General features: G+C 69.0%; 18 protein-coding genes. 2 read left to right on the forward strand and 16 right to left on the reverse strand.

All coding sequences use genetic code 11. The features are described 5' to 3' along the window. Positions 1 to 62 precede the first annotated feature (62 nt). The 13 genes from BN1056_RS09055 to BN1056_RS09115 form a co-directional block, all read right to left on the reverse strand. On the reverse strand, positions 63 to 1,451 hold the full coding sequence (locus tag BN1056_RS09055) for a flotillin family protein (protein WP_210580528.1): 1,389 nt from the start codon (positions 1,449 to 1,451) through the stop codon (positions 63 to 65). Positions 1,452 to 1,517: 66 nt separating this feature from the next. Continuing rightward, positions 1,518 to 2,054 carry a nodulation protein NfeD gene (locus BN1056_RS09060; RefSeq protein ID WP_210580530.1) on the reverse strand — a complete coding sequence of 179 codons (537 nt, stop codon included), beginning with the start codon at positions 2,052 to 2,054 and terminating at the stop codon, positions 1,518 to 1,520. Positions 2,055 to 2,204: 150 nt separating this feature from the next. Further along, entirely contained in the window at positions 2,205 to 3,746 is a 1,542-nt protein-coding gene (locus BN1056_RS09065; RefSeq protein WP_210580533.1) for a DUF2079 domain-containing protein, read from the reverse strand. Between the two features lie 63 nt (positions 3,747 to 3,809). Beyond that, the gene (locus BN1056_RS09070; RefSeq protein WP_210580535.1) at positions 3,810 to 4,550 is read right to left on the reverse strand and encodes a class I SAM-dependent methyltransferase; all 741 of its coding nucleotides are present in this window, start codon (positions 4,548 to 4,550) and stop codon (positions 3,810 to 3,812) included. A gap of 584 nt (positions 4,551 to 5,134) precedes the next feature. After that, on the reverse strand, positions 5,135 to 5,836 hold the full coding sequence (locus BN1056_RS09075; RefSeq protein ID WP_210580537.1) for a response regulator transcription factor: 702 nt from the start codon (positions 5,834 to 5,836) through the stop codon (positions 5,135 to 5,137). Beyond that, positions 5,833 to 7,074, reverse strand: coding sequence for a sensor histidine kinase (locus tag BN1056_RS09080; RefSeq protein ID WP_244671611.1), 1,242 nt, complete (start codon positions 7,072 to 7,074; stop codon positions 5,833 to 5,835). Before BN1056_RS09080 ends, BN1056_RS09075 begins: the two co-directional genes overlap by 4 nt. A gap of 186 nt (positions 7,075 to 7,260) precedes the next feature. Further along, complete coding sequence (locus BN1056_RS09085; protein WP_210580539.1) at positions 7,261 to 7,449, reverse strand: hypothetical protein; 189 nt, start codon at positions 7,447 to 7,449, stop codon at positions 7,261 to 7,263. 138 nt (positions 7,450 to 7,587) lie between these two features. Continuing rightward, complete coding sequence (locus BN1056_RS09090; protein ID WP_210580541.1) at positions 7,588 to 7,986, reverse strand: hypothetical protein; 399 nt, start codon at positions 7,984 to 7,986, stop codon at positions 7,588 to 7,590. A gap of 106 nt (positions 7,987 to 8,092) precedes the next feature. After that, a complete protein-coding gene (locus BN1056_RS09095; protein WP_210580544.1) occupies positions 8,093 to 10,864 on the reverse strand; it encodes a lysylphosphatidylglycerol synthase transmembrane domain-containing protein in 2,772 nt (923 codons plus the stop codon). Positions 10,865 to 11,305: 441 nt separating this feature from the next. After that, a complete protein-coding gene (locus BN1056_RS09100) occupies positions 11,306 to 12,334 on the reverse strand; it encodes a hypothetical protein (RefSeq protein ID WP_210580546.1) in 1,029 nt (342 codons plus the stop codon). 154 nt (positions 12,335 to 12,488) lie between these two features. Further along, a complete protein-coding gene (locus BN1056_RS09105) occupies positions 12,489 to 15,194 on the reverse strand; it encodes a heavy metal translocating P-type ATPase (protein ID WP_210580548.1) in 2,706 nt (901 codons plus the stop codon). 192 nt (positions 15,195 to 15,386) lie between these two features. Then, a complete protein-coding gene (locus BN1056_RS09110) occupies positions 15,387 to 15,650 on the reverse strand; it encodes a heavy-metal-associated domain-containing protein (protein ID WP_073333677.1) in 264 nt (87 codons plus the stop codon). A gap of 89 nt (positions 15,651 to 15,739) precedes the next feature. Continuing rightward, positions 15,740 to 16,021 (reverse strand): metal-sensitive transcriptional regulator, encoded by a 282-nt coding sequence (locus BN1056_RS09115; RefSeq protein ID WP_108965358.1) that lies wholly within the window; start codon positions 16,019 to 16,021, stop codon positions 15,740 to 15,742. Positions 16,022 to 16,561: 540 nt separating this feature from the next. Between BN1056_RS09115 and BN1056_RS09120 the strand changes: the two genes are divergently transcribed. Next, the gene (locus BN1056_RS09120) at positions 16,562 to 17,284 is read left to right on the forward strand and encodes a hypothetical protein (protein WP_210580551.1); all 723 of its coding nucleotides are present in this window, start codon (positions 16,562 to 16,564) and stop codon (positions 17,282 to 17,284) included. 107 nt (positions 17,285 to 17,391) lie between these two features. On the opposite strand, the gene purB is transcribed toward BN1056_RS09120, so the two are convergent. From purB to BN1056_RS14755, 3 genes are all read right to left on the reverse strand, one after another. Beyond that, the gene (purB, locus tag BN1056_RS09125; protein ID WP_210580553.1) at positions 17,392 to 18,816 is read right to left on the reverse strand and encodes an adenylosuccinate lyase; all 1,425 of its coding nucleotides are present in this window, start codon (positions 18,814 to 18,816) and stop codon (positions 17,392 to 17,394) included. A gap of 141 nt (positions 18,817 to 18,957) precedes the next feature. Next, positions 18,958 to 19,920 carry an ATP-binding protein gene (locus BN1056_RS14750; protein WP_244671612.1) on the reverse strand — a complete coding sequence of 321 codons (963 nt, stop codon included), beginning with the start codon at positions 19,918 to 19,920 and terminating at the stop codon, positions 18,958 to 18,960. 321 nt (positions 19,921 to 20,241) lie between these two features. Continuing rightward, positions 20,242 to 20,670 carry an AlbA family DNA-binding domain-containing protein gene (locus tag BN1056_RS14755; RefSeq protein WP_244671613.1) on the reverse strand — a complete coding sequence of 143 codons (429 nt, stop codon included), beginning with the start codon at positions 20,668 to 20,670 and terminating at the stop codon, positions 20,242 to 20,244. Positions 20,671 to 20,862: 192 nt separating this feature from the next. Here BN1056_RS14755 and BN1056_RS09135 point away from each other — a divergent pair, with 192 nt between their 5' ends. Next, positions 20,863 to 21,285, forward strand: coding sequence for a GNAT family N-acetyltransferase (locus BN1056_RS09135; protein WP_210580555.1), 423 nt, complete (start codon positions 20,863 to 20,865; stop codon positions 21,283 to 21,285). The last annotated feature ends 168 nt before the right edge of the window (positions 21,286 to 21,453 follow it).

The raw sequence follows: 21,453 nt of genomic DNA on the forward strand, positions 1-21,453 counted from the left end.
CGTAAGATCCACCGACCTCGGCACGTAAGATCCACCGACCTCGGGCGGGAGGGGTGGTCGGGTCAGGCGGCGGGATCGTCTCCGTCGCCGCCGAAGCGCCGCATCATGTCCGTCAGGCTGGTGCCGGTCAGTGAGCGCATGACGGCGTCAAGCTGCTCGACGTTGCCGGCCACGGCCTTGGGCAGCGCGGAGGCGCCCTCGGTGGAGATGATCGACATGTCCTTGACGCTGCCCAGCGGCTCGGCCAGGGCGCGGGCGATCTCCGGCGCCTTGTCCAGGATCATCTGCTGTGTGGCGGCCCGCCCGTACTTCGCCAGGGCGTCGGCCTTGTCGCTCATCGCCTTCGCCTCGGCCTCACCGGCGGCGCGCACGGCCTCGGCCTCGGCGCGACCGCGGGCGGCGATCGCCTCCGCCTCGGCCTGGGCCTGCGCGGCGGTGGCGCGGGCCTGAGCCTCAGCGCGGGCGACGGTGGCCTGCGCCTGTGCCTCGGCGTCCAGGCGGGTGCGCTCGGCCTCGGCCTCGGCCTTGCGGATCGACTCGGCCTTGGCGGCCTCGGCCTCCTGCTCGCGCTGGTAGCGGGCGGCGTCGGCGGGCTTGCGGACGGTGGAGTCCAGCTCGCGCTCGGTCAGGGCGGCCTTGGCCTCGGCGGCCTCCTGCTCGATGACGGCGATCTCGCGCTTCTTGGCGGCGCGGGCCAGGGGCCCGGCGGAGTCGGCCTCCGCCTGGGCCTTGTCGGTCTCCGCCTTGAGCTCGGCCTGGCGCAGGGCCAGGTCGCGCTCCCGCTCGGCGATCTGCTGGCGCGAGGACACCTCGGCGTCCTTGGCCTCCCGCTCGGCATTGGCGCGGGCAACGCGGGCGTCCTTGGCGACGCGCTGCTGCTCGGGCACGCCCAGGGAGTCGATGTAGCCGGAGGCGTCGGTGATCTCGGAGATCTGCAGTACGTCGATCTCCAGCCCCATGTTGGCCATGACCGACTTGGCGTCGTCGAACACGTTCTGCTGGAGGGCGTCGCGGTCGGAGATCAGGTCGGTGACGGTCATGTGGCCGATGATGGAGCGCAGCGAGCCGATCAGGGCGTCGCGGGAGGAGTCGGCGATCGCCTGGTCGGTGTTCGGCTTGCCCAGGAAGCGCTTGGCGGCGGCCCGCACCTGCTGGTCGGAGTCACCGACCTTCACGGCGGCGACGGCGGAGACGGAGACGTTGATCTTGTTCTCGTCCTCGGCGGTCACCTGGAAGCCGATGGTGTTCTGGGTGAAGGGTAGGTACTGGATCGACTGGATGATCGGCAGCACGAAGTCGCGCCCACCGGGGCGGATGATCTTGACCTCCCCATTGCGGGAGGAGCCGGATACCAGGCCGGTCAGGTTGGAGGGCACGACGACGACCCGAGACAGCATGTAGGCGCCCAGCAGGAGCACCAGGGCGACGACGGCGATGATGGCGTAGAACATTCGCTTTCCTTGGGTTTGCGGGGTTAAAGGGGACTGTTGGGGCGGCCGGCGGAGACGCCGACCCGGCTAATCGGTGGGTGCCGAATGTTGATCGGCCGCCTGACCGGGCGGGTCGACGCGGCCGACGACGAGCGTGTCGTCCGCGGTGGCGTCCACCACCCAGGCGATGGCGCCGGCGCGCAGGGCGTCGTCGGAGCGGGCCGGCAGGGTGGCCTGGTGACCGCGGGAGGTGGCCATGACCTCACCGCGGCCGTCCTTCCACCACAGCACTCGCACCTCGCTGCCGACCAACTCGCCGACCGTGAGGGGGATGGCGTTGCGCGGCATGGAGCGGCGCAGCCGCACCCACACGGCACGCGTGCCCGCTCCGGCGGCGACGGCGAAGCCCAGCGGGACCCCGATCAGTACCGGCATGGACAGCCGTTCGCCGGCCAGCGCCTGCACCCCCATGCCGACGGCACCGAACACGCCCAGGGCGCAGGCCAGCACCGGTAGGGATCCGTCGAACAACAGATCGTCCAGGCCGTCGAACAGGCCATCGAGCAGGAGGGAGAGTGCCAGGGCGCCGCAGCCGACGAGGGCGCACCACATGAACGGGGACATGTACGCCTTTCTATGTCGCTGCGAGCCATCGGGCTCAGGTTGTTTACATCCGGATTGTTACATGCCCGGCGGATGGACGGTACGCCCGTCCCACGAGCCGGGCGCTCCGATGATGGGGAGTTGTGCCCATCGCGTCGTCGGCCACGGCGGTCAATTCACGCGTCGTGCCACCTGATAGCCGCCGGTGTCCAGCACCAGCTCGTAGGTGGCACCCGTGGCCGACCGTTCGCTTGCCCAGGCGGCGGCGTCCGCTGGCGGGTTGCCGCCCCAGGCGGAGGAGGAAGAGTCGACCACCACGTAGTCGGTGTCCACGGTGGAGGTACCCACCCAGTAGACGGTGTGGTCCGGGACCAGGTAGGCCAGCAGCCCCAGGTCGGTTTCAACGCTGGCCCCGTCCGGAATCACGTCGCTGACTTCGGCGGCGGCCTGCGCGCGCCACGAGGCGGCGCCAAAGCCGGGCTGGGTCAGGCTCCACAGCGGCAGGTCGCGGGCCGTGCCCACTCCGGCGGCCAGCGGTACGACGACGCCGAGCGCCACCGTCAGGCGCGCCCATACCGGCGCCGTCAGCCAGCCCGACGCCGGGGCCCGGGAGGCCGTGGCCGGGTTCGCCTCGGTGCGGCGCGCCTTGAGCCGGGCGACGACGTCGAGCAGTGCCCCCAGCGCAATCGGCATCAGAATCGCGTTGTAGTGCCAGTTCTGCCAGCCCCAGTAGAACTCGTTGCCGGACAGGAAGCGCCAGGCGAGCGTGGGCAGCACCAGGGTCATCCAGGGGGAGGCCAGGCCGATCCCCCCGGCGGTGTATATCAGCATGCCGAGGGTGGCGAGCTTGACCTCGGGTGAGAACAGGCGGCTCAGCAGGCCGGCGGAGGCGCCGTCGTCGGACAGGCCGTACTCCCAGGCTCCCGAGGGGCTCAGCAGCGGCAGGAACACCAGCACGGTGAGTAGAAACGCGAGCAGGCCGAACAGGGCGACGGCGAAACCCAGGCGAGTGGTACCAAGGCGGCGCCACCAGTTCGGGCCGCGCGAGGTCGGCTGCTGCGGTTCGCCCTGCAGACCGCGCAGGGCGATGGCCAAGCCCGCCATGAACACGGTCAGGCCCAGGTCCTCCTTGACCAGTACGAGCGGCGCCAGCCACCACGCGCAGCTGCGCCAGCGTCGCTCGACGAAGGCCACCGACGCCCACGCCAGCAGCGGCACCGCGAAGGCGATCTCGTGGAACTGGGCGGCCACCGCCCCCTGTAAACCCCAGGAGAGCACATAGAACAGTCCGAGCAGGGCGGCCACCGGACGGTTCAGCAGGCGGGTGGCCAGCCGGGTCAGCGGCCAGGCGGAGACGGCGAGCAGCAGATCCTGCATCACCAGCAGGGCCAGCGGGGTGGGGAACAGCCGCCACACCGGGCCCAGCAGCACCAGGAGGGGGTGGAAGTGGTCCCCCAGCAGGTTGTAGCCCTCGCCCTTGATGGTGACGATCGGTGCCTGCAGACGCGAGTACGCCTTGGCCAGCTCGGAGAAGATCGCCAGGTCCCAGCTGGGCACCTGCATGGAGCGCCACTGTCCTACCGAGTAGACGATCATGGTGACGGCCCCGACGATCACGGCCAGCGCCGCCGGCAGCCGGTCGAACAGCCACCGGGAGGAGCGGGGGGACCTGTGTGCCAAGGTGTGGTCAGGGCGGGTGTCGACGGAGGTCATCGACGTGAGCCTACCGAGGCCCCCGCCCCGTCATGTGCGGCCGGCGCCGGGCCGCCTGCAGGTTCAGTGCAATTTGACGGTGCCGAAGACGATGTTGGTGTGGTGCGGGCGACGCGCGTCCGGAATGAAGTGGCGATAGTCGAGCGTGACGCCGGCGTCTTCGAAGTCGCGCATCAGGTCGTGCGGTGCCACCAGGAAGCGATCGGAGGTACGGGTCTGATCGCCCTGCGCAAGCGTGATCCGACGCCGATGCCGGGCGTGGTCTATCCGTTCGGTCAGGGTGATACCGGGGCGCGTGGTGAAGGTCGTGCTGGCCGGGGCCTCCGGGCGCACATGCTCGGCCGACAGGATCAGTCGGCCGCCGAAGGCAAGATGTGCGGTGGCCAGGCGAATGGTGTTACGGCGTTGCTCGGGATCGAGAGCGGTGATCGCACCCGCCGGGATGCATATGGCCTTGAACTGCTCCTGGAACAGGAAGTCAGTCATGTCGGCCCGGCGCACTTCAATACGGGCCGCCACGTCCGGCTGTGTGTGGCGCAGCCCGTCAATGCGGCCGCTGAACAGGCCTAGGGCGTCTTCCCGGTTGTCGGTGGCCAGGACGCGGTGGCCGGCGGCGGCCATGGGCAGGGTGACTGGGCCGACGCCGCAGGCCAGCTCCAGCACGCGCATGTCGGCCAGCCGCGGGTTGTGAATGAAGGAGAGCAGATCGAGTACGGACTGGATCTCCGACTTGTCGCACAGGGACAGCAGCCGGGCTCGGGTCTCGGCGGGGTCGCGGTGGGCAGGGATTAGGGACCGAGGCACGTCGGTCACCACGTCTTGCCGGATCGGTTGCGGAGGATGCCGATGCGGGTCCCGGAGGGGGAGTGATCTATGGCCCGGGATGCCTGCTGGGGTCGCGGTGGCCACGAAATGGGGTCGGTCATGTGCTTTCTCCTGTTTGCTCCCAAGGGGTCGGTGCGGTTCCGGTACGGGTTGCGCCGGGAATTGCGTTCGTGCGATTCCGACGCTCGCAACCGCATTGCGTATTCCACTCCCGTTGCAGGTACGAACAATCGGCCGAGTGGGGAGCTGATTGGGCGATTGGGAGAGTCGGGGGCGGCTGACCGGTCGACTCGCCCTGGTGAGAAACGACGACGGCGCGGCGCCGGATCAGGTTCCGGGCCGCGCCGCCGCCGAGTGTGGACCTGGGGTCACCTCCAGCGTCCCCATCCCAGGAAGTAGACGAGCGGGTTATACAGACTGCGGGCGCCGTCACTGATAAAAAAGAACATGGCCGTTTCTTTCTGCTAGCCGGATTGTTGCGAGTCTCGCAACGAACAAACTCATGTTCGCGTGTTTTTTGGCTGATGGTATCGTCCGACCGGCTAGGCCGATCGGCGGATACCTCAGATCAGGCCGGCGCGCAGGGCGTAGACGACCGCGCCGACGCGGTCCTGCACACCGAGTTTCGCGATCAGGGTGGACACGTGCGTTTTTACGGTCGCGTCGCTTATGCCCAGGGCGCGTGCAATCTGCCTGTTGGTCTTCGCCTCGGCCATGAGGGCGAGCACCTCCAGCTCCCGGGGCGAGAGCGTGACCCCCGGGGGAAGTGTCGGTGCGGTGCTCTGCGTGCTCTGTGGTGATGGCTTGGGCGGCGGCGGGGCGGCGCTCTCCCGCGCGGGCATGCCGGTGACAATGGCGGAGGAGGTGGGCGAGAGCACCATGTTGCCGGCGGCAACGTGCCGGATGGTGGCGGCCAGCGTCTCCACGGGGTCTTCCTTGGCGATGAATCCGCGCACTCCGGCGGCGAGTGCCCGATCGACCACCGAGTCGGCCACGAAGGTGGTGAGCACGAGGGTGGCGATCTCGGGGCGCTCATGCTGCAACACCTTGGCCAGGGCGATGCCGTCCAGGCGCGGCATCTGCACGTCCAGCAGCAGCACCTGCACGCCCGCGTCGGGCCTGTCGGAGCGCAGGATGTCGAGGGCCTCCTGCCCGTCGCGGGCGGCCCAGCTCACTTGTATGTCATCAATACTCTCGTTAGTGAGCAGGTCAGTGAGTGTGCGGCGCACGAGTGCGTCGTCGTCGACGATACCGACGTGAATCATGGTTGCTCCTCCGGGGGCAGGAGAATGCTGCTGCGGTGACCGGCGACGGGGACGGTCGCGGTGACCATCCAGGAGCCGTCGTCGGACAGGGTGGTCAGCGTTCCGCCGATGGCGGCGAGCCGCTCGCGCATGCCCAGGATACCGGTGCCCGAGCGGGGCAGGTGCGCCCCGGTGTCGCGTACGCGGTTGGTGGACACGAGTCGGATCATCTCCGGGCCCAGCGAGAGCGTGATGGTGACCGGGGCGCCGGGGTCGGCGTGGCGAATGATGTTTGCGCCCATCTCCCGAGCCACTCGGGACAGGGTGCTGGCCTGAATGCGGGTGGGGACGACGTCGCCCAAATGACGGTAGGTGACCTCGAAGCCGGCGGCGGACACGTCGGTGCTGACGGCATCCACGGCGGTGCGCAGGTCGGCAACGACGCTGCCCAGGCCCGTGGCCGTGGAGACGGGCTGCTCCCCCGTGGAGGACGGCTGGCGCAGGGTGCGCAGAAGCAGGCGCAGCTCGTGGAGGGCGTCGGAGGCGGTGGCCTCGAGCGCGGCGAATTCGTCGCGCGCCCGCTCCGGATAGGAGGTGTCGGCGGCCGCACGCTGGGCGCGCAGGGCGGTCTGCGACATGGAGTAGGCCACGAGGTCGTGCATCTCCCGGGCGATCTCCAGCCGCATCTCCTCCAGGTTTGCATCCGCCTGCCTGGCGTCGGCCAGACGCGAGGCCTCGATGAAGCGGACCAGGACGCCAAGCGGGACCAGCAGGGCGCCCATGAGCATGGTGTACCAAAGCGTCCCCAGGTTAGCTGCCGCGTCATCGGTAGTGGCGCCCGGGCCGATTAATACGATCGCGTTAGTGAGGACCGTCACGAGTAGCAACAGGAGTGATGGTCCCGGCCGCAGGAACCTGCCCAGGAAGAACAGGAACGCCAGATGGCTGATGCTCATGTCGGTGGCGTACGGACCGGGAATAATCAGCAGGCCGCACCAGCACACCAGGTAGGCGACGATGCCGGGCAGTGGCCGCAGCGGGATGAGGATGGTCAGCGCCAGGGCCGCAAGCATGAAGACGATGTCGATCGGTCCTAGCGCGTCGCGGTTCGTCATCACATTGCCGACGAGGTTTCCAAGCCCGACGACCGCCCCGATGATCACGTAGATGCGGCGGTTGGGCAGGGGTTCGGCGGGGCGCAGGAGGGCCTCGCGCGCGCGTGCGGCTAGCGAGTCGAGGGCGTCCATCCGCACCGTCATGTACCCCCTTCAGCATGCCGCCGTCATTAGTCACTTTAGCAATGCTTGGGGCGACTTATCAGGAATCAGAATGGCGGCCCCGAGGACTGTCGCTAGCAATGTATATTGCTAGCGATTCAGAAGTGAGATTGCCGTGGGATCACGTGGGGTATAAGCGGTTGGGGCTCGTCGTGCCGTCGAATGCGCTCAATGCCGGCGGCCGTCCCCGGGCCCGTCGGCGTCGCTGACAAAGGCGACGGCCAGCGTACCGATGGAGGTCACCAGAACCACGATGGCGATGATCCACAGCCAGGCCACGTGCTGGCAGGCGGCGAGCGCACTTAACGCGATGCCCACGAGTAGAAGGGACCAGCCGGCAGCGCGGGGTGTGGGCATATGGGCTCCTGGGGAAACACGGGGATTTTGGGGAGGAACGGCCAGGGGAAGGGCCGGTGGCCGCCCGCATGTGCGGGCAGCTGGGGCGACGACAATAGCCTGCCGCGGTCGGCCGGGCGAATGGACCGAAGCGTTGGGTCAGAGGTGGCCGTTGGCCAGGAGTACCCCCCACGGGCCGTAGGGGAGCTCCAGATGGCGGATGCGGGCCAGCTCGGCCAGCACCGCATACCGGCCGTAGACCCACGCGAGCGCGACGGCCAGCACGGCGATGACCCCGCAGGTACTGGCGACTTGCAGGGGGTCCAGGAGCTGGCGCGCAACAATCAGCAGCGAGGCTCCCAACACTGCGCAGGCGCCGGCGACGGTGATGGCTTGAATGATCGTCCGGAGCGTGCTCAGCAACCCGGCGTCCGTGATGGTGCCACCCACTGCGGCTCGGGCCATCAGGAAGTTCCGGTAGCGACGGCGTGACACGAGGAACGCGACGACGCCGGTGACGAGGCTGCCGGCGATGGCAGTGAGAATCTCTATGGTCATCAGGGGCTCCTTCGGCATGCCATTGACGCAAGCATTGTCGCGTCTTAGTGCGGGGGCATCCCCCGAAGGGTGGATCCAATCGGGGGATACCGCAATTCTTCGCCGGTTACAGGTCGCCGTGCCGCTGCAGGCGCTGCAGGCTCAGCCAGCCGACGGGGATCGGGATCCAGAAGGTGACCAGTCGGTAGACGATCGCGGTCGACAGCGCCACTCCGCTGGGCACGCCCGCCGTGACCAGGCCGGCGGTCAGTGCCAGCTCCACCGGTCCGATGCCACCGGGGGAGGGGACCACCGAGCCGACCGTATTGGCCGCCAGGTAGGTGATCGCCAGCGTCGAGAAGGACAAGGTGTGCCCGAAGGCCCACAGGCTCGCCCCGAAGGACAGGATGTAGCTCAAACTCAGCAGCAGCGTGCCGCCCACACCCAGCGCCAGCCGCCCAGGGTTGGACATGACCCACACCAGCCGCGGCCACACCTGCCGATAGGTCGGCTCGATCTTCTCCCACAACCAAGTGCGCACCTTGGGGATGAACAGGGCGATGGCGACGATGGCGACCAGGCTGACGGCGATCACCAGCACCCAGCCGCTGGGCAGGGTCAGGCTGGTGGACTGGCCGGTGGTGGCGGCCACGATGATGAGCAGGACCACGGTGACGACGAATTGGACCACCTGCACCAGGGCCACGGTGGCCACACCGACCGCCGTCGGCACTCCCTTGCGGGCCAGGAAGCGCAGGTTGATGGCGGCTCCGCCCACGCCCGCGGGCGCCACCAGGGAGACCACGGAGGAGGCCAGGTGCACCTCGGTGGACTTCCACAGCGGCAGCCTCACCGGGCTGAACGCCACCAGTGCCAGCCCCGCACCCACGTAGGTGGCCAGCGAGAACACCAGGGCTCCGAGGATCCACCAGACGTTCGCCCCCGTCACCGCGTCGGTGATCTGCTCGATGTTCATGCGGGCCAGCAGCGTCCAGAGGGCCACTAGGCCCACAATCGCCATGATGACCGTGCGTGGGGAGAAGCGGTTCAGCTTGGCCGGCTCCGCATGCGCCGTGGGGGTCAGGTCCACCAATGCGTCGCGCAGTTCCTGCAGCACCTTGCCGCGTCGGCCCATGGCCTCCCGGGTGGCGGCCGGCAGCACCACGCGCTGCAGCATGGGGGCGATGGAGGCCAGCTGCTGGGTGCTCAGCGAGCCGGAGGCGGCGGCGATGGCCCGGTCGACGTCGGTCAGTGAGGCGGTCAGCGCCAGTAATTGGGCCAGATCGACTCGCCGGGACAGTTCCGAGGAGATTGTCTCCCCCGATTCCCAGCCGAGCAGCCACACGGCACCGGCGTCGTCGACGACGACGGTGGCCGAGTCGATCTCCCGGTGCGCCAACCCGGCCATGTGGGCGCGGCTGATCTGGTCCCACAGGTCGGCCAGCACGTCGTCGTCGACCTCCTCCAGGTCGGCCAGGGCGCGGGCGCCGGAGATGTGATCGGTGACCAGCAGCACGGACTCGTCCGCCTCGGCCATGCCCACCAGGGCGGGCGTGCGCACACCCGCACGACCCGCCTCCAGGGTCATCAGGGCGGCGTGCTCGGCGGCCGAGCGCACCGACAGGTCCCGTTCGGGCGACAGGCCCTTCACCCGCACCCGATCCCAGAGGGTGGTCAGGAAACCCGCCACCTGGCGGTCGGCATCCAGGACGGTGACGTCGCGGCGCACGCCCGCAGCGTCCCAGACGGCGTACAGGCGGTGAGCGGACAGGCGCCCCTCGGTGAGCGCGGCGGAGGAGGCCTCATCCAATACGGCCGCCAAGTCGACGTCGTCGGCGGTCGTGATGGTGGAGGTGTCCTCCGGCGGGACCGGGGACGGCGGCTCGGCGGCGGGCGCCGGCGTGGGCGACTCATCCACGGCGGGAGCGTCGTCGGCAGGGGCGGGGTCGGCCTCGTCCAGGGCGGTGGGGGTGGTCAGCGGGGTCTCGCGGACGCGCTCGGTGTAGCCCAGAGGCGTCTCGGTCTCGACCATCCAGGCGCGAGCGTCCGGGGCGCGGTCCATGCGCACCACGCGGACGGCGTCGATGCCGGCGCGGCGCAGCGCACGCACCAGGGCGACGCCGTGGGCGCGGGTGTCGTCGACCCCGAAGGCATAGCGCACGGCCAGTCCCGGCAGGCGGCCCAGCAGAATGGAGATGACGGCGCCCGGCAGCGTAATGGCGCTGCGCAGGACGGCCAGGCCCACCACAACCCACACGGCGGTCCAGGCATAGCGGATCACCGAGGAGGACCGCCGCTCGCCCGCTCCGGTGAGCAGGCCCGCGAGGGTGGCGAAGACGGTGGAGATACCGATCCGGGCGGTGCCGGAGGCGGTGACGGTCAGGCCCGAGGCGAGAACGGCCGGGCCCCATGCGTCCAATGCGTGCAGGCTCAACCACGCCAAGACGAAGCCGCCGGTCCCGGCCAGCAGGGCCTGGCCCGCGGCGTGCCAGGAACGGCGTAGCAGGTTGTGCATGATCACGGCTACCGGCACGGTGAAGGTGATCAGACCCTCAATGGCCTGCAGGGGGAATACCAGGACGCGTCGCAGTACGACCGCGAGCGCGTTCTGCACGTCTTGGGTGACTCCGGTGGTGGTGGCGTGCGCGTAGGCCGCCAGAATGATCATGAAGACCAGACCGAGCGCGACCAACACCAGGTCGAGCAGGTCTTCGGCTCGGCGCAGGCGGCGTTCGGGGGCGTCGACCAGCAGCGTCTTGGAACGGAGGGCCGGCGCGGCGGTGTCGGGGGTGGTCTGTTCGGATTTGTTGGCGACTGGAGCGACGCCGATGCGCGGAATGCCGACCGGTGACGTCGCCTGGGCGCGTTCCGGGTTCTCCGGGGGCGGGACATCAGTCATGTCGGTGTCAACCTGTAGGCCTGCTGTTGCGAACTGCCCCGATCGGGGCGCCATGAGCGTACCAGGCGAACCCTGGGATGCCGCGGAATACCTCATGGGAACGGGCCAGGAGTGGCTGGCCGAGAGTCGGCCTCGGGCGCCGGCGGACGGGGGGTGGGTTTGAAGGTATGCGGAGCGCCGATCGACCGACGGGGCTGAGGTGGAGGCCCCTCGGCCTGATGGCCGCGCTGAGGAGGCAGATTGACCGGCTGAATTGGGTACCCGAATTGCCTACCCGATCAGCCGATGTTCCGCGCTGCTGCCGATGGCAGAGTTACGGGTGTCGGCAGGGAACGCCGGTCCCTGAAAGCAAATCCCTGGCTCGTTCGGGCTCGGACTCCAACACGGAGTCCGAGCCCGAACCGCGTCTTGGGCCGGTGCGTGGTCTGCCGGCGGGATGAGTCACAGGCGGCCGAGCAGGTCCGCCATCTCCTCCTCCGCCGTGTGCCAGGAGGGGTCTGCCGTGAGGGTGCCGTCTGTTAGCAGGAATCGCATCTCGGAGTCCGGTGGCGAGGCGACCTGGAGCCTGATGGCGTGCGGGCCTTCTGCTCCGTCGAATGCGCGCAGGATGGGCTCGGCCTCGTCCAGGGTCAGGTCCTGCTCGTAGATATCGATCGTGGGCAGCCCATCGGCGTAGCCGGGGCCGACGGCGTCCAGGGTCACGATCGGTTCACGCGAGGGGTCCTCGGCGCCGCCGGGAAGAGCGGCGAGCACCGCGTCTAGGGGAACCCCAGACAGGTCGACGTCGGAGGTGGCGCTGATCGTCAGCGACGTGCTGCCGATCCCGAGGCGGTCCTCGTAGGCCAGGGCGGTGCCGTCGGCGGCCGCGGGCGGTGCCAGGACGGCATCGGCGGGGAGGGAGTCCGCTTCGATGTGGCTGATCGCGATTGCCTCGTCGGTCTCCAGCGGGATGCGCACAGTGTCAATGGCGCCTTGGTTGAGACCGGTGGCGACGCGCAGCCGTTCGCACTGGAAGTCGAGCTCTGAGCGCGGGCGCACGAGGTCGACGTCGATGGCCGTGTACAGGTCTTCGCCCGCCGGCCCGGTGCCGTTCCAGCCGATGAGAAGGGTCGCGTGAGCCAGTCCCTCGACATTTGCGGCCAGGTCGGTGTAGGCGGACTGGATCAGGGCGATGGCGTCCTCGACGGGGGTGTTCTCCTCCAGCGTGAGGAAGGTGCGCACGCCCCAGGACTTGGTGGAGACATGCTCGGTGTCGACGGTCGGCTCGCTCATTACGGGTGCGCGGCCGGTGAAGTAATCGGCGAAGGGCGCCGTGTCCGGCTCGGTCGTGGGTATCCGCATCCAGATGCGCACGCCGATTCCAGTGAGGACGACGGCGCTACTAAGGCCACCGATGACCTGGCGGCGCGTGAGGCCGTGCCGCTTGCCGGGGGTGGAATCCGTGGGAGGCGAAGTTGTCTGAGAAGTCACCGTCGCAGATTATGGGCGAGGTCTGAACCGACTCAATGCGCCGGCATGGGCAGCACTCCCCATCGTCCGCCACTTCGACCGATCTGGCTACGTAACTTCTACCGATCTCGGTGGGGGAGAGGCGGCGCCGACGACCAGCTGCCTCCCAGTCCGGCTACTCCCCGGCGCTGCGCAGGCGCAGGGAGTTGGTGACCACGATGACGCTGGAGGCGGCCATGGCGGCGCCGGCGATCATCGGGTTGAGCATTCCCGCCGCGGCCAGCGGTATCGCGGCCACGTTGTAGGCGAAGGCCCAGAACAGGTTCTGCTTGATGATTCGCAGCGTGTCCCGGCTGATGCGGATGGCCGTCACCACGGCGTCCAGGTCGGCGCGTACCAGGGTGATGTCCGCGGCCTCAATGGCCACGTCCGTGCCCGACCCCATGGCGAAGCCGAGCCCGCGCGTGCCGGCCTGGGCCAGGGCCGCGGCGTCGTTGACGCCATCGCCGACCATGCCCACCACGTGGCCCTCGGCTTGCAGGCCGGCGATCACATCGCGCTTGTCGCCCGGCAGCACCTCGGCGCGCACGTCGGCGTCGTCGATACCGACCTCCCGAGCCACCCGGGCGGCGGTGCGGTGGTTGTCACCGGTCAGCAGCATCGGCCGGACGCCGAGTTCGCACAGTTGGGCAACCGCCTTCCGGGAGGAGGAGCGCACCGTGTCCCGCACGGACAGCACCGCCCGGGCGACGCCGTCCACGGCGAGTACGACGGCCGTCGCCCCGGACTCCTGCCCGGCGGCGACGGCGTCGGTCGCCTGCGTGGGCAGGTCCACGCCCTGCTCCGCCAGCCAGGCGGGGCGGCCCACCCGGACCCGGTAGGCGGTTCCGTCCAGTGACACGGTGCCGGACACGCCCCGCCCCTCGTGGTTGGAGAAGTCCCGCACCGCCGGTACCTGCTCGAGCCGTTCCTTGGCGGCCTCGGTGATCGCCCGGGCCACCGGATGCTCGCTGGCGGCCTCCACGCTTCCCGCCAGGGCGAGGGCGGCGGCCTGTGTACCGCTGAGCCCCGGGGCGGGGTGGGAGAGGTCCTCGAAGGCGTGGTGGGGCTGGCGGGAGCGATCCGAGGAACGAGGATCGCGGATGGTAGCCGAGAGAGTCTCTCCCACCCCGCCCTCTACTTCGGCGGCGTCCCAGGTGACGATCCCGTCGGCGTCCAGGCGCATGCGGCCCTCGGTGACGGTGCCGGTCTTGTCCAGCACGATCGTGTCCAGCGTGCGCGTGGACTCCAGCACCTCCGGGCCCTTGATGACCACGCCGAGCTGGGCGGCGCGCCCGGAGCCGACCAGCAGCGCCGTCGGCGTCGCCAGCCCCAGGGCGCAGGGGCAGGCGATCACCAGCACGGCAACGGCGGCCATGAATGCGTGCTGCGCCGGGTGCCCCAGTGCCAGCCACACCGCCAGCGTGGCCAGGGCCAGTACGATCACCGCGGGCACGAACACCCCGGAGATGCGGTCGGCCAGCCGCTGCACGGGCGCCTTGCCGGCCTGCGCGTCGGTGACCATTGCGCCGATGCGCGCCAGCGTGGTCCCCGCGCCCACCGCCGTCGCCCGCACCAGCAGCACGCCAGAGGTGTTCATGCAGCCGCCGGTGACGGCGTCGCCGGGGCCGGCCTCCACCGGCACGGATTCACCGGTGAGCATGGACGCGTCCACGGCGGAGCGGCCCTCGATGACCACGCCGTCGGTGGCGATCTTCTCGCCCGGCCGCACCACGAACAGGTCTCCGGCGGCCAAGGCGTCTATCGCGACCGTCTCCTCGGAGCGGGTGGCATCGGGTAGGGGGGCGCCGTCGTCGTCGAGCACGTCGACGGCGTCGGTGGAACCTGCGGGGGAGGTCAGTGTGACCCGGGTGGCCTGGGTGGCGCCTAGCTGAAGCAGGGCGCGCAGAGCGTCGCCGGAGCGGAAGCGGGCGCGTGCCTCCGCGTAACGGCCCGCCAGCAGGAAGGTGGTCACCCAGGCGGCGGACTCGAAGTACATGTGCACCTGGTGCCCCTGGGCGCGCGGGATGAACTCCATGCTCATGCGCATGCCAAGTTCGCCGGCGCCGCCGAGGAGCAGTGCCCACAGGCTCCAGCCGGTCGCGGCGATCACGCCCAGCGACACCAGTGTGTCCATGGTGAAGGCGCCGTGGCGGATCGCCCGGAAGGCCGCCCGGTGGAAGGGCCAGGCGCCCCAGGTCGCCACCGGCAGGGCCAACGCCGCCAGCGCCCACTGCCAGCCGGTGAACTGCAGCGCCGGAAGCATTGACAGCGCCATCACCGGGATCGACAGCACGAGGGAGACGATCAGCCGGGTGCGCAGGTATTCGGCGCGGTCGGCCTGCGACTGGCCGAATACGGGGGTCGGTGTCGGCGGCGTCGCGGAGTCCGGGGCAGTCGACGTGCCGACGGGGCCGGTGTCGGAGGCGGTATCGGTGTTCGGGAGGAGTGCCCCGGCGTTGCCGGACTCGGAGGTGCTCGCCGTACCGGATCCGGGAGCCCGCTCGGCGCGGGCTTCGGCGGTGGCGGTGGAAGTGGCGTCGGGCGCCGGGGCGCCGTCGTCGGCGCGGAGCTCGGTACGGTCGGTGACGGTGGCCGTATAACCGGCCCGAGCCACCGCGTTGATCAGTTCCTCGTTGGACACCGGCTCCGTCAGCGTGACCTTCGCGGATTCGGTGGCGAGGTTTACGGAGGCCTCGACCCCGTCGAGCTTGCCCAGCTTCTTCTCCACGCGCGCTACGCAGGAGGCGCAGGTCATGCCGCCGACGGCGAGGTCCACGGTGGCGACCGGCGTGGCGGTCGGTGCGTCGGACTGGGCGACGGACTTGGCTGACTCTGACATGTGCAATCGGGCTCCTGGATTGGAACGGCTGGTGGCGTCGAGGACGACCGCGCCCCGGTCGACGGCGGGGAGGCGCAATAGGACAGCTGTCTTGTAAACAGCAGGTCGTGGGCCCCGCGGCGTCGAAACGAGGTGGGCGAGCGGTGGCGCCCCGCCTGGGGCGCCTGGCTTGATTTCAGTGCCGCCGGAGGATCAGGCGGCGTCGCGTTCGACGGCGTCGAGGGTGTAGGCGCCGGCCTCGTCAATGGCCTCGGCCAGGGCGGCGTCGGACAGGACGACGTCGGAGACGACCGTGGCCACGGACTGGCCGCCCTTGTTGAGAATGACGGAGACGTTCTTGACGCCGTCGAGGGCCTCCAGCTCCTCGGTCACATGGGTGACGCAGTGGTCGCAGGTCATCCCCGAGATCCTCAGGGTGGTGGTGCGGTCGACGCCGTCGGCGGTGAACTCGGACATGATGGGCTCCTTGATTTCGGTGTGTGGTTTTGGGTCTGGCTTGCGGGCGGCGGATGCCGGCGTGGGCGGGCGCAGCCCGCGAGGCGGGGTCAGGACTTGACCAGGCGGGCGATCGCGTCGGAGGCCTCGCGGATCTTGGCGCGGCCCTCCTCGTCGGAGGACTGCGCCGCGTGCAGGACGCAGTGGTTCATGTGATCCTCGAGTAGGCCGAGGCTGACGGCCTGCAGCGCCTTGGTAACCGCGGAAACCTGGGTGAGCACGTCGATGCAGTAGGCGTCCTCCTGGACCATGCGCGAGATGCCGCGCACCTGTCCCTCAATGCGGCTGAGTCGCTTGAGGTAGTCCTCCTTGGTTCCCGTGTATCCGGCCATCGCTCCTCCTGCCCGTACGTGGTGCACGTAGTGCCGGCCGATCTGTGGTGACCGACGACCCTCACGATACCCCTAGGGGGTAGGGGTTGCAATACCCGGGGTGGACCGGACGCCTCACCGCGAACGCTTGCTGCGACCCTTTGCCTCCTGGTGTACGGGAGTTTGCCGCACACCGGAGAACAAAGCCCCGGAGCGGGGTGCAAAGTGTCGGGGAAGGCGACGGATTCGGCGGCTGGCACCCGATGTCTGAAATCTGGCTGCTTGCAGCGGCATTCAGTAGGGGAGGTGGCGAGACCCAAGCAGATGGCACGCAGGTGGTGTCACAAAGTGCACCACTTTCATTCGTGTCGATGTACGGCAGACACTGTGATCCGCGTAATCATGCGGATGTCCCTAGAGGGTCACCCACGGCCTGTGCGAAACTGGTGCATTCTGTGACAGCGATGCGGGTGGTTCCCCGTATCGAGGCTCTCGTCAGGAGGAGAGTGTGGGAGGGATGATGCCTGGGCTGAGATGCATTGGCTGTGGGATGCTGGTCATATGACTGAGCACCGCGTCCCCGCGGACCTGGAGGCCTCATGGGCTCCGATCGGCTGGGAACCCAGCGACATCGGCTTCGACGACGCCCCCTTCGGCAGCGTCCTGGGCGACCCGCTCATGGGCTCGCCCATCTTCGACGTCTCGGTGCTAGACGCCGCGCCCGCGTCCGACGTCGAGGGCGCCCAACCGCGCCCCGCGCAAACATCCGGCGCGTCGCGTCCCGCTGCAACGGCACCACCCAGTAGCCGCACGCAGCACCAGCAGACGACGCAGCGGGCCAGCCACCGTCAGTCCACTGCTCGCCCCCAGGCGCAGCCCCCCTCACGGCCTGTTCCCGCCCCTTCCGGCTATGGGCTGACGCCTACGGCGTCCGGTGGCGGACCCGTGGGGCTGCCCGGCACAACGCCGACGCAGGCCGCTCCCGGTGCCGCGGGCCGGAGCCCTTACCCACGCCCGCAGGTGCGAATGCCCCAGCAGCCCGGTGCGGCCGTGCCGGCCAACGCGGCGCAGAACGTACCGCAGGCACCGCGGCCGCGTCCGCCGGCCCGGCAGGATCCCTACGGACGCCCTCCGGTTCCGGCGCCAACCGGCTCACGCCCGGCACCCCAACCGCGCAATCAGAGCAATCAGAACCAAGACACCAGCAACATCGAGAAACTGGTGACCACCGGGATCGGTTGGGTGGTCTTCATCCTGATCATGATCATCTTCGCTGCCATGTGAGCCCTGGCGGGGCGATGCCCGAGTCGTCCGGGAGCGTCGTCGCATACGGCGCACGCCGTCGTTGAAGGCGGCGCCATCGCAGGTCGGTGTCCCTGCGGCACCGCGGCCTAGTCGTCCAGGTGATGCACCAGGTGGGCGGCCAGGCCCGTGTAGGTGGCGGGCGTCAGCGCCAGCAGCCGCGCCTCGACGTCGGCGGGCATACCCAGGCCCGCGATGAACTCCCGCATGGAGGCGGCCGTGACCCGCTTGCCGCGCGTGAGTTCCTTGAGCCGCTCGTAGGGGTCGGCCATGCCGGTGGCCCCGGCCACCGACGCCGCGCGCATGGCCTGCTGCACCGGCTCGCCCAGGACCTCCCAGGTGGCGTCGAGGTCCTCCGCCAGGCGGGAGTGGTCGACGTCGAGCCCGGCCAGGCCGCGGCGAATGTTGTCGATCGCCAGCAGCGAGTGCCCGAAGGCCACGCCCACGTTGCGCTGGGTGGTGGAGTCCGTCAGATCGCGCTGCAGGCGGGAAGTGACCAGGGTGGCGGCGAGCGTATCCAGCAGGGAGCAGGAGATCTCCAGGTTCGCCTCCCCGTTCTCGAAGCGGATCGGGTTGACCTTGTGCGGCATGGTGGAGGAACCGGTGGACCCCTGCGCACTCAGGCGCTGGCGGAAGTAGCCCAGCGAGATGTAGGTCCAGACATCGGTGGCCAGATTGTGGGCGATCCGGTTGAAGCGGGCGACGTCGGCGTACAGCTCCGCCTGCCAGTCGTGGGACTCGATCTGGGTGGTCAGCGGGTTCCAGGTCAGGCCCAGGGACTCTACGAAGGCGCGGGCGATCTGCTCCCAGTCGGCGCCGGGCACCGCGACCACGTGCGCGCCGAAGGTGCCGGTGGCGCCGTTGATCTTGCCCAGGTACTCGGCGGCCTCCACCCGCGTGGCCTGGCGGTGCAGCCGATGGGCCAGAACCGCCAGTTCCTTGCCGAGCGTGGTGGGGGTGGCCGGCTGGCCGTGGGTGCGGGCGAGCATGGCGGCGTCGGCGTGCTCGCGGGCCATGGCGGCCAGGTCGTCCACCAGCCCGCGGGCCGCGGGCAGCCACACCTGCGCGACGGCGTCGCGGATGGTCAGCGCGTAGGCGAGGTTGTTGATGTCCTCGCTGGTGCAGAAGATGTGGACGATCTCGTGCACCTCGGGCAGCACCGTGGCGCCCAGGGCGTCGGAGGCGGCGTCCAGGCGACGTTTGAGCAGGTACTCCACGGCCTTGACGTCGTGGCGGGTGACCGCCTCGATCTCGGCCAGCTCGGCGATCTCCGCCGCGCCGAAGGAGTCGACGACGCCGCGCAGGTAGTCCTTCTCAGCGTCGGACAGCGTGGGGGCGCCGGGCAGCACCCGGTGGTCGGTGAGGTGGATGAGCCACTCGACCTCCACGCGCAGGCGTGCCCGGTTCAGGGCGGCCTCGGACAGGTAGTTGACCAGTGGCGCGGTGACGGCGCGGTAGCGGCCGTCGAGGGGGCCGAGGGCGATGGCTGGGGAGACGGTGGCGAGGTCGACCATGGCGCCGATTCTGCCAGGCGCGGCCGTGGGCGGAGGCCGCTGTCTCAGAGAACGCCGTCAGGCGCCGCACGACCGGAGCAGAACCTGCTTGCGGAGGGCGTGCAGGAAGTGCGCAGTAGGTCGCGATGCAGGCGGGACGCGTCAGGCGCGACGGTAGGCGGTGGCGGTGGAGCCCTGGCGGCCTTGGAAAACGACGAAACTGGCGGTCTTCAGGCGGTCGAGCGCCCATTTGACTTGGCGGTCGGTGAGTCCTGTCGCTTCGGCTATCTGTGCGCGTGTCTTCGGCGTGGTCCCCAGACACGACCAGACCACCGCGGCATTGGTGGAGACGGCGGCTACCTCCTCAGGAACTCGAGTTTCATCCTTCTGGGCCGAGTTTCCCGAGTTATCGGGGTTGTCGGCTTGTCCACCGGCGGATGCCAGCGCATAGGACGTCGAGCCCTTTGTTCCCGAGGTCTCAGCGAGTCCCAGGTTGACAAGTTCTTGCAGCTGTCGCCGCGCTTGCGCGGAGTCAAGGCCGAATCGACGTCGATGGGTGGAGTTTGTCCAGGATCGGCCGTGTCTCATCTCTGCCAGGGCATGACGCTGGTCGACTCCAAGCCCCTCGGTGTCGAGGTCGGCGAGCCAAGTCAGATCGGCCGGCGATAGCAGGGCCGCCCTCGGCAACAGCGCCGTGAATCGTACGCCGGTGTCCTGGAAGCGGACAGGCTCCATATCGGCTTGGCGCAGGGCTTCGCGCACAGCACGGATGCCGGTTCCCAGACCCTCAATCATGCGACGTCCATCGGCGTCGGTGGTGAAGGTACAGATGTCGTACAGGCGCTCGTTGACGGCCGACTTGCCGTCACGAGTACCCAACTGATCCACGGTCAGTCCCCACAGGCCGCCGGGGCTTGAGATGATGAGACGGTCGCGCGTCAGGCGGATCTCCACTCCTTTCGATAAGGCTGGCTCAGACAGATCGCGGTGGACCAGCGCGTTAGCAATCAGCTCGCGAACGGCGACCGGCGGGTATTCGTACACGTTGCGGGCGTGTCCGTCCTCGCCGAGCTCGATGTTGGTGCGCGCATTCTGAGACACCCACTCAACGGCTGCGGTAAGCATTCGCGGAATCGGTCCGTCGATCCTGAGCCGGTCGGTGGCCCGTGAGCCGCCTTCATCGCCTGTGGCCACCGCCGTGATTGCCAGAGTAGGGAACTGTCTCTGAGGGTAGGGCGTACAGGCCGGCTACCGTTGCTACGCCCTCCTCCGTCAGGATGTTCAGGTTGAGCAGAACCTCGGCATCCGGCTGCTCCCTCAGTGCGGTTGACCCCGCCCTTGCGTTGCGTATGAAGCTCTTTACCAGGTCCGGGTCGAGATTATCTATCGAGGTACCCGGGACAGAAAGCGTGTCCCCACGGGGACGTTGATGACGTATCAGGAGAGTTATTGCTCCTCCTGGAATGACATCCGATAATCGCCGTCGTACTGACGCAGATAGGAGGCGCCGTTCTCCTTCCAACGGCAGGGCTTGGCGTTGGTCGGCACCTCCTGCACATTCGCTACGACCACCGTCCTGCCCTCGAGCTCTATGCTGCGGACGTCGACCAGGATCTCGGTGGAGAATCCCTGACGGGCCTGAGAGACCAGTGCCTGAATCTGCTCGCGTGGATCCTGGATCCCGACGACTGCTACCGGGTTCACCCCGAGGAGGATTGTGCCCCCGCTGGGGAGGTTGGCAAAGGCAGACAGGGTCTGGCCGAGCGCATCGCGGGAGTACTCGGAAAAGGTCTTCGCCTCAAGATCCAGGCAGTCGCCGCCCTCGAGTTCGAGTCGAGCGAGAGCCTCCAAGAGATCCTGCTCGTCGACAATCATGTACAAGAGTGTGTAAGAGTCCGTGCTGAGTGTACAAGAGGCGAGGTGCGACTGTATAAGAGTGTCTATGAGGCTGTACAAGAGCGTATAAGAGGCGCACGGACTGTTCGTTGTCCACGCGCCGGACTTCGTTGGTCAGGGCAGGCTGTGAGCGTCGACAGGAGGCCGGCAACGGCGCCCTAGCATGGGGCCATGTCCGAAGAAGTGCGGCAGTTGACCGCGGGCGACCTGGCGAGTAACGAGATGCACGCATTGATGCGTGAGGCCGCTGGACTTCCCGGTGCCGAGATCCGCAGGATCCTCGCCGAGGAGCTACCCGGCATGGTTGTCTTCGGCACCGGGGCAGAGGGGCATCCCTCCTCCATGGCCGCGTGCGTTGTACAAAGGGACCACGTGCTGCTGGAGTACCTCGCCGTGGCCGCCGGTTCGCGCGGGCGCGGGATCGGCCGCCTACTGGTGGGCCAGGCTGCCCGGCTGGGCTCCCCCGTGGTCGCGGAGACCGCCGACGACGCCGTCGACTTCTACCGTGCCCTGGGTTTTCAGGTTGCGCCCGCACTCGAGGACCCGCGTTGGCCCGGCTGCGCCCGCTACCGGTGTGTGCTGAATCAGCGATGATTGGCCGGGATGACGCCGTACCTGTCACGATCCTGTCGGAGGCGTAGGCCCGTGTGATCCGATGCGACGATTCGAGCGTTGACGTGTCGGTTCGGCAGGTAGCCCCGACGATTCGCTGTGAATGGCGACGGTTCGTCAGGAACGCCGACGGTTCGTCAGGTAGCAGCA

Source organism: Actinomyces succiniciruminis, from assembly GCF_900002405.1.
In the GTDB taxonomy this organism is placed as follows: domain Bacteria; phylum Actinomycetota; class Actinomycetes; order Actinomycetales; family Actinomycetaceae; genus Actinomyces; species Actinomyces succiniciruminis.